This is a genomic window from Psychrobacter sp. CCUG 69069 (genome assembly GCF_021023115.1).
In the GTDB taxonomy this organism is placed as follows: domain Bacteria; phylum Pseudomonadota; class Gammaproteobacteria; order Pseudomonadales; family Moraxellaceae; genus Psychrobacter; species Psychrobacter namhaensis.
In genome coordinates this window covers 1-8,683 of record NZ_QQAI01000030.1, presented here as the reverse complement: position 1 = coordinate 8,683, position 8,683 = coordinate 1, and the positions used below count along the sequence as shown (strand labels likewise).

Here is an 8,683-nt window from a genome sequence, read left to right as displayed (position 1 = left end):
TATGGCATTTGTCTCATCGATTGATTCGTAAGATTCTTTCACACAATCTGTGCTTTGTACTCAACAAAAAACTTGGTAACCCGCCTCTTCAGTTTGAATTGCTTATTTCAAGTTGAGAGTGGGGTAACAATAGTAAATTATTATAGTTTTACACTGACTATTAGTAGAAAGCAAACTTAAGTAAGAAGCCGTTTTTTAGTTAAGCTTTTTTATAAAAACATACGGTTGTTTTTAAATTCAAAAAATATTACTTTTGGAGTGATAATTAAGACAGGACGTTTTATCTATAAATAAACATAATTCCATAAAAGGTTAAAAACTATAACTCTGTTAGCAGCCTTACTCTGTTAAAACAACGACCAATGACGCTTCCATCAAACTAAAAAACAGTCTAGAAATATAACGTTTATAGATCAGCCATTGCATTACTTATAATCGTTTTTTACTGCATTTAATAAACAGTCGCCACTCTAGAAAAGCTCCTAAACCGATCGCGCCCCTTATTAAGAGAAAAATCTCTTTAATGAATCACATCTGTTTGCTTATGATCGTCTCACCATTAATACTGAATTCTTTGGGTAAACTCATTCATACCGTGCGCCAGCTCTCCACTACTGGTACTCTGTATCTCTTGTACCAAAACCAATAATTGTCGGCTACCCTCGCACTGCTCTAACATAAGTAAATAACCCCACGCCTCTACAGGAGGCGCATGTCTTTCGATATAGGCAGCCAAATCTGACTTTATCGTCTCATAACTGGCATACGGCATCTTGTTTTTGAAGAGACTACCAATTGATTTTCTGCCTATCGCTGACATTTTGCTTGCAGCTTTACTACGGAAAGTGCGATCAATCTCCGTGTCAACGTTTGTAGTAGTAGGTTGCGGCGATAGTTGAGACTGAGAGGCTATCGGCGTTTGGGTAGTAGCACTATCAGCGCCAGCAACTTCAATGTACTCAAGCTCTAAAAGCAGCTCAAAAATTGGCGTCACGCCCCCAAAGCTCGCAAACATCTTGCTGCTATCAAGCGTATCAAGGTAGCTGCGATAACTCCGTTTGCCATCAATCATAATGAGTAATGTTCTGGCGTCTCGCGGTAGTATCCCTAGACTTTGAGATTTCACTTCCTTCCTACCTAGATCCGTTTTTCGAAACACATCACTGTCATTCATGCTTTATACCCAACCCTAACCGTAAAGTAGGCACCTTTATCGTCAGCTGCCGACCAAATATTTTTTATGTTTTAAGCCGTTTGATGGTCAAACTCTGACTTTCTATTCGTAATAGAAAGTGGTTTTAACTGGTAGTTCAACCTTTAATATTGTTTGAGCCATTAATTTGAAGGGAGTATATCAACCTCTTTTAATGGACTGTTAGCATTAATCATTACCAATAGAATGAACGGTTGATATAGGATATGAGTGGTAGTTTTTATAAATTTCAATATAAAAAATGCTAACTAACATAAAAAAATATAGGGCTGCGGGGACAGAATCTACACAGTCTCTGATGGGTCACAGTTGTAAAGCACACACAGAAAATTTAGGTCAATAACTCACTGTAATGACTATAGATTTTCTATTCAACTTGACTAGATCGTATTAATAGACATGTGATAGCTTTGGTTTTGCGAATTAATGTTTACTATTGATTTATACTGACTAAACCATTTAAGAATAAATTTATGACAAACTATTGATAGTAAATAAAAGAGAGTTAAATTAAAAATAAACAAAGGTTTTATTTTTATTGATAATACACTCTATTCATTAAACACAATTGCTTTTCTCAACATGACGCTCCTAGTTTACCTTTTACGTTTATTTTAAGACCTGATCTTTAGATATAAAAATAGCTCAATGACATTATTATCAATGAGCTACATAATTATAAATACAATATCTTGTTATTGTATAAGTTAGAACGGAATATCGTCATCTACTGGACCATCTGGCATGGCGGTAGGTTTTGACTGTGCAGGCTGCTGCGTCGGTTGGTTAAATTGATTTTGCTGAGCAGGCGCACTTTGGTTGTTATTAAAACTATTCTGTCTCCCACCTTGTGCCATCCCTTGAGCGGCGTTGCCCGCTTGATTATAACCGCCTTGCTGATGGTTTGCTTGTTGGCCAAAGTTATTTTGATTGCTTTGACCACCTTGATTGCCATAACCGCCTTGGCCTTGGTTTTGACCACCAAAAGCATTGTCACCTTGTCCACCGCTCATGCCATCTAGCATTTGCATTTGTTCAGCACGGATCTCGGTAATATAACGGTCTTGTCCGTTTTGATCCTGATATTTACGCGTCCGTAAACTGCCTTCGATATAGACCTTGCTGCCTTTACGTAAATACTGTGCAGCAATCTCTCCCAAACGGTTAAATAGTGAGATACGATGCCATTCCGTCGCTTCTCTTTTTTCGCCGCTTTGTTTGTCTGTCCACTGCTCCGATGTCGCAACCGAAATATTGGTCACGCTACCGCCATTATTGAATTGACGTGCCTCAGGGTCTGCTCCAAGGTTACCGATAATGATAACTTTATTAACTCCGCGCATGGTACCGTCCTCTTACTTATGAGTAATCTGATGAATCTGTTTGATGTTTATTTAATAGTACCAATAAATACTATCTATAATATGATTTTACTTTAACCAATTTTTGTTTAAATATCTAGGGGGCTTTGTGCCAAACGCGACAGGGTTTGTCGCGAATCATCGGTCAGCTGCGTCTTATCCAGCTTCAAATAAGCGACCTGTTCTTTTGCCATCACCACCAACTCATCAACCCCATCTACCGCCAATATTTGGCGTGACCAGTCTTGTATATTGATGTTTTTAGGAATAGTCACGGTCGTACTTGACAGATAAGGGGGCTGGGCAATCGGAATAATAACCAGTAGTGATGCACCCATAATAATGGCCAGTATGCCCCATGCCAACAAGTTAGGCTGGTTCAATAACAGTCCACCCATCGCCCCACCGACGAATGCTCCAAAGAACTGACTAGAGGAGTTAAGCCCCATCGCGGTGGCTTTATTAGCGACTGGGGCCCGCTTCGAGATCCACGAAGGAATCGTCGCCTCAAGCAAATTAAAGCCCATAAAGTACAGCAGCAAGCCCAATATAATACCGACACCCATCTGACTACCGAGCGCAAGCAACACTAAAGCGCTAGTCATGAGCGCAATCGCTCCCAAAAACACTTGGCGCATTCTGCGTTTCTTTTCGGCGATAATGATAAACGGTATCGCAACGGCAAAGCCAATAAACAATAATGGCAAATAAACCAAGCCCTGCTGACGTACCGATAACCCCATCACCTCATTAAGCTGGTGCGGCAAAATAACAAATATCGCGGTCATCGTTAGATGTAAGGCAAAAACACCGATGTGTAAACGGTTTAAATCCCCTATGTTCAGCACGGTCTTTAATTGTTGACCAATCGATTTATTGTCTAAGTTGTGCTTGAGTACACGTAAGGGTGTGGGCACCACCAATAATAATAACATTGCCAACACAGCAAAGCCCGACGTTAACCAAAACAGCCCAGAGATACCGAGCGACCCGACCAGTAAAGGACCAAAGGCAAAGGCCAGCATGATAGAGGTTGCAATGGTCAATCCCATCGTCGCCATCGCTTTGGTACGCATCTCTTCCCGTGTCACATCTGCCAACAACGCCATGAGGACAGCAGAGACAGCGCCACTACCCGCCAGCGCACGACCAATAATCACCTCATAAATGTCCGTCGCATTTGCGGCGATCATACCGCCGATGGCAAACAGAATTAAACCCAAAAATATGATCGGTTTACGCGGAAACTTATCAGCAGCAAGGCTCATTGGTATTTGAAAAATAGCCTGCCCCAATCCATAAATACCGACTGCCAAGCCGATCAAAAACGGCGTCGCGTGCGCATAATTGTTACCATACACAGAAAACACGGGCACAATCATAAACAAGCCGATCATCCTCAAGGCAAAAATACCACCGACCCCGAGGATTGCTCGTCTCTCTACGCTATTCATACTCGCCTCACTGGTTGATCATTACTGGTTTATCACGGCTGTACTGCTGATTTAGCACTACTGGTTTATCAAGGCATCAGCCTATAAATCAAAGCCCCTAGTATAAGACATTCATCGTTTGGTTGCCGAGACTTTTGTCTTGCTGATTCGGTATCGCACATGACAGCCACCCAAGTCATTCATATTGCGCGATAATTTTGTTACCAAGTGCATCTAAGGCAGGATCATACCTTGAATAATGCCTCCACCATGACAATAAAGTAAGGCGTCATAAATGCTATTCCCTCATCTACTTTATGACGAACGCCTCGATCAAATGACAGGATTGGGTTAAATCTATAACAAACACCACCTGTTACTTAACATTTATTTGTTTTAGATTCGCTTAGTAAGATCGCTTAGTAAAATTAAAAATTAAAATAAACCACACGTAAATACTCATTCACGCTTTCGCTAAATTCATTCACTTAGCTTAATTGACCTTTTTATATGTTAGATATCTTTTTAAATACCATTTTAGCAAATAGGAAACCTATCACCGATGGCACATGACCATATCGCAATACGCGGCGCACGTACCCATAATCTAAAAAACATCGACCTAGATATTCCACGGGATAAATTTGTGGTGATCACGGGCCTATCTGGCTCTGGTAAATCTTCATTAGCATTCGACACGCTGTATGCCGAAGGGCAGCGCCGTTATGTCGAGAGCTTGTCAGCGTATGCGCGCCAGTTCCTCTCACAAATGGAGAAACCTGACGTCGATAGCATCGAGGGTCTATCCCCGGCGATTGCTATCGAGCAAAAATCCACCAACCATAATCCACGCTCGACCGTCGGTACGATTACCGAGATTTATGACTATCTGCGCCTACTCTATGCGCGTATCGGTACGCCATACTGTCCTGAGCATGGCGAGCCCATGGTGGCACAGTCGGTCACCGAAATGGTCGATCAGGTCATGGCCTTGCCAGACGACACCAAGATCATGATTTTGGCGCCTGTGATTCGTGAGCGTAAAGGTGAGCATACCGTCTTACTTGAACAGCTGATTGGTCAAGGCTTCGTCCGTGTGCGCGTCGATGGTGATGTCTACGATACCGATGAGCTACCCACACTCGATAAAAAGAAAAAGCACACCATCGAAGTGGTGGTTGACCGCTTTAAAGTCCGTGATGATTTGGGCAATCGTGTGGCCGAGAGCTTAGAGACTGCCCTACGCTTAGGTCAAGGGCTGGTCACGCTACACTTTATGGATGGCAATCCCAAAGAAGGCGGGGATGACAATCAAGTCATGTCAGCCAAGCACTCATGCCCTGTCTGTGATCGTGCGGTGCCTGAGCTTGAGCCACGTATGTTCAGTTTTAACAACCCGTATGGCGCGTGCCCAAGCTGTGACGGTCTCGGTAAACGTCAGTACTTCGCCGCCGAAAAGCTCATCACCCACCATGAAAAATCGCTCAATCAAGGTGCCATCAATGGTTGGGACAAACGTCATGCTTACTACTTTGGCTTGCTGAGCACCGTCTGCAAGCATTTCAAAATCGACATGGATACGCCGTGGCAAGACCTGTCAAAAGAACAGCAAGATATCATCATGCACGGCTCCGGCAAAGAAAAGCTCACCTTTAACTTTACCGATGAGCGTGGCCGCAAGACCAATAAAACCGTACCCTTTGAAGGCGTACTGCCTTATCTAGAGCGTCGCTATGCCAAAACGCAAAGCAATCTGGTGCGTGATGAGCTGGCCAAATACTTGGCAGACACCACTTGTAACGTCTGTGATGGCGCGCGTCTCAATGAAATCTCGCGCAATGTCCGTGTCGATGATCAAACCATCGCCGAAATCGTCAAACTGTCTATCGGCGATGCGGCTGACTATTATAAAACGCTAAAGATTGGCGGTCATAAAGGTGAAGTTGCCGAAAAAATCTTTAAAGAAATCAATGAGCGTTTAAACTTCCTCGTCAGTGTTGGGCTTGATTACTTGACGCTTGCTCGCTCTGCTGAGACGCTATCGGGCGGTGAAGCACAGCGTATTCGTCTAGCCAGCCAAATCGGTGCCGGTCTGATGGGCGTGATGTATGTGCTCGATGAGCCATCCATCGGTCTGCATCAGCGTGACAATGATCGCCTGCTAAAGACGCTGACGCGCTTGCGTGACTTGGGCAATACCGTCCTCGTCGTTGAGCACGATGAAGATGCCATTCGCCAAGCAGATCACGTCATCGATATCGGTGTCGGCGCGGGTGTCCATGGCGGTCATATTATCGCCCAAGGCACAGTCGATGACATCATGGCAAATAAAGACTCGCTCACTGGCCAGTATATGTCTGGTGAGAAGAAAATCGAGATTCCAACCATTCGACACAAAGCCAAAACCATGGATGTCGAAGTCAAAGGAAAAGCGAAAGCCAAAAAAGCACCAATGACGATTGAGCTAAAAGGCGCATCTGGCAATAACCTGCATGATGTGGATTTGTCCATACCAGTCGGCGTGATGACTTGTGTCACTGGGGTATCAGGCTCGGGTAAATCGACGCTAATCAACCGCACCTTAATGCCGTTGGCAGCGACTCAGTTAAATAACGCTTCCACGTTGATTGCAGATAAGTTTGAAAGCATCAGCGGGCTTGAGCATTTAGATAAAATGGTCGACATCGATCAAAGCCCTATTGGCCGTACGCCGCGCTCAAACCCAGCGACTTATACCGGCGTGTTTACCCCTGTGCGTGAAATGTTTGCGCAAACGCAAGAAGCGCGTGCTCGTGGTTATAAAGCGGGACGCTTTAGTTTCAACGTCAAAGGCGGACGCTGTGAGATGTGCCAAGGCGATGGCCTGATCAAAGTTGAGATGCATTTCTTACCCGATATGTATGTGCCGTGTGACACCTGTGAAGGCAAACGCTACAACCGCGAAACCTTAGAGATTCACTATAAAGGCAAGACCATCGCTGACGTGCTCGATATGACCGTTGAAGATGCCACTGAGTTCTTTTCAGCCATTCCAGCGATCTATCGCCGTTTGCAGGCCTTAATGGATGTCGGTCTCAGCTACATCCGTCTTGGGCAGTCTGCGCCGACGCTATCAGGCGGTGAAGCGCAGCGGGTCAAACTGGCGCGAGAGCTTGCCAAACGTGATACCGGACAGACGCTCTATATCTTGGATGAGCCAACCACAGGTTTGCATTTCCATGATATTGATAAGCTGCTGCATATCCTGCACACCCTACGCGATAAGGGCAATACCATCGTGGTCATCGAGCATAATTTGGATGTCATAAAAACAGCGGACTGGGTGATTGACCTTGGCCCTGAAGGTGGTAAAGGTGGCGGACTCATCATCGCTGAAGGCACGCCTGAGGAAGTCGCAGAAGTGAAAGGCTCATATACGGGTGAGTTCTTAAAACCGATGCTTAAGCAAGGGTTAAAAGACGTAAGCTAGGACAAATTAGAGAATGATTGATAAAAGGCTACTCTTTAGGAGGTGGCCTTTTTTGTTGTTCGAACCTTGGTTGTCGTACTTAATCTGCTCTATACTGCTAATTATCCATCTTCACAACGCCTACTTACTACGACATTGACACTTATTATGCTTGGGTCTTCAAAAATAGCTAAATCTTGAGTAAGCTTCATAGCTGTCGTACAAAAAATAGCAAAGTCATCCTCTATTGCCTCGGTTACTTCACATGTTTGTTCTAAGCTAGGGGGTCTACTAGCACTCATTACACAGATTATATCTTTGATGTCAGTCAGATTAATTCCAGCTTTATTTAACCCTTCTAAATAATTACTCTTGAAGTTAGCTTTGTTATCTTCGCTTGCATAAATTGTTGGAAGTATATTTAGTAGTCTGTTGCCGCTGAATACATGTTTCCAATCATTAAAGTCGTAGCCAATCATAGAGTCGTCCTGCCTATAAACGCTACAAACTGTAGTTACAACTGAATCTATAAAGGAGTAATAAAAGTTATAACTCTCTATGCTCATATCGTTTACAAAATCGTTTTTTGCTTGTGATGTGGTGAAAGGTATAGCAAAAGTAGGAATAAATGACAGCATGCTTGCCTTATCTCTTAAAGCATTTCCGGGTTTGGTCTTGAAACTACTTATTTCATCTATGGTTGAAGGAAATATTGCAAAAGTCAGTGCTGATATAGTAGCTATTTTTTCTTGAAAGACGCGTAAACCATCAAAGCTAGCCTCCTTTTCAACTAAAAAAACTATGACTTTCTGACTTTTGAGTTGCTGATCTCTATCGACTTCGGTCATATTTTTTAAATCATCTAAACTAACTATTTTAAAATATGAATCATGGATACCGAGTTTTAAATATCTATTAGAGGCTTTATTGAACCTATCTTTACCAATATTTTGTGCTACCTTCTTAGTTATTTGACCTGTGGTGACGAACATAAATCCTTCAGGTTCTTTGTAATTAGGAATATCACTCATTGTATATTTAGGAGTACTGCTCATAGTAGTTAACTCTTTGTCATGTTTTGGAAAGCATGAAAGTCTATGTTATAGTCAGTTTAAAATAAAACTGTTATGCTTTGGACAAATATCATAAAACAATTTGGATAAATCATTCTCCATCCAGCCTTGGCGTAGAAACTTCACCTGAGCCCATTTTTTCTCACTCGAGCACA

At 43.0% G+C, this 8,683-nt stretch carries 5 protein-coding genes and 1 pseudogene; 2 read left to right on the top strand and 4 right to left on the bottom strand.

The genetic code is table 11. The annotated features are described in order from the left end of the window. Positions 1 to 116: pseudogene (locus tag DVY93_RS12190) on the top strand (IS982 family transposase); the annotation flags it as partial. A gap of 443 nt (positions 117 to 559) precedes the next feature. Here DVY93_RS12190 and DVY93_RS12185 read toward each other — a convergent pair. From DVY93_RS12185 to DVY93_RS12175, 3 genes are all read right to left on the bottom strand, one after another. After that, positions 560 to 1,174 (bottom strand): hypothetical protein, encoded by a 615-nt coding sequence (locus tag DVY93_RS12185; protein ID WP_230711026.1) that lies wholly within the window; start codon positions 1,172 to 1,174, stop codon positions 560 to 562. 746 nt (positions 1,175 to 1,920) lie between these two features. Further along, positions 1,921 to 2,556, bottom strand: coding sequence for a single-stranded DNA-binding protein (ssb, locus tag DVY93_RS12180; protein WP_193004719.1), 636 nt, complete (start codon positions 2,554 to 2,556; stop codon positions 1,921 to 1,923). Positions 2,557 to 2,663: 107 nt separating this feature from the next. Beyond that, a complete protein-coding gene (locus DVY93_RS12175) occupies positions 2,664 to 4,028 on the bottom strand; it encodes an MFS transporter (protein WP_193004720.1) in 1,365 nt (454 codons plus the stop codon). A 541-nt stretch (positions 4,029 to 4,569) separates the two neighbouring features. On the opposite strand from DVY93_RS12175, the gene uvrA reads away from it, so the two are divergent. Further along, complete coding sequence (gene uvrA, locus DVY93_RS12170) at positions 4,570 to 7,476, top strand: excinuclease ABC subunit UvrA (protein ID WP_193004721.1); 2,907 nt, start codon at positions 4,570 to 4,572, stop codon at positions 7,474 to 7,476. Between the two features lie 101 nt (positions 7,477 to 7,577). Here the strand turns inward: uvrA and DVY93_RS12165 are convergent, their stop codons facing one another. After that, the gene (locus DVY93_RS12165) at positions 7,578 to 8,510 is read right to left on the bottom strand and encodes a hypothetical protein (RefSeq protein ID WP_230711024.1); all 933 of its coding nucleotides are present in this window, start codon (positions 8,508 to 8,510) and stop codon (positions 7,578 to 7,580) included. Between the last annotated feature and the right edge of the window lie 173 nt (positions 8,511 to 8,683).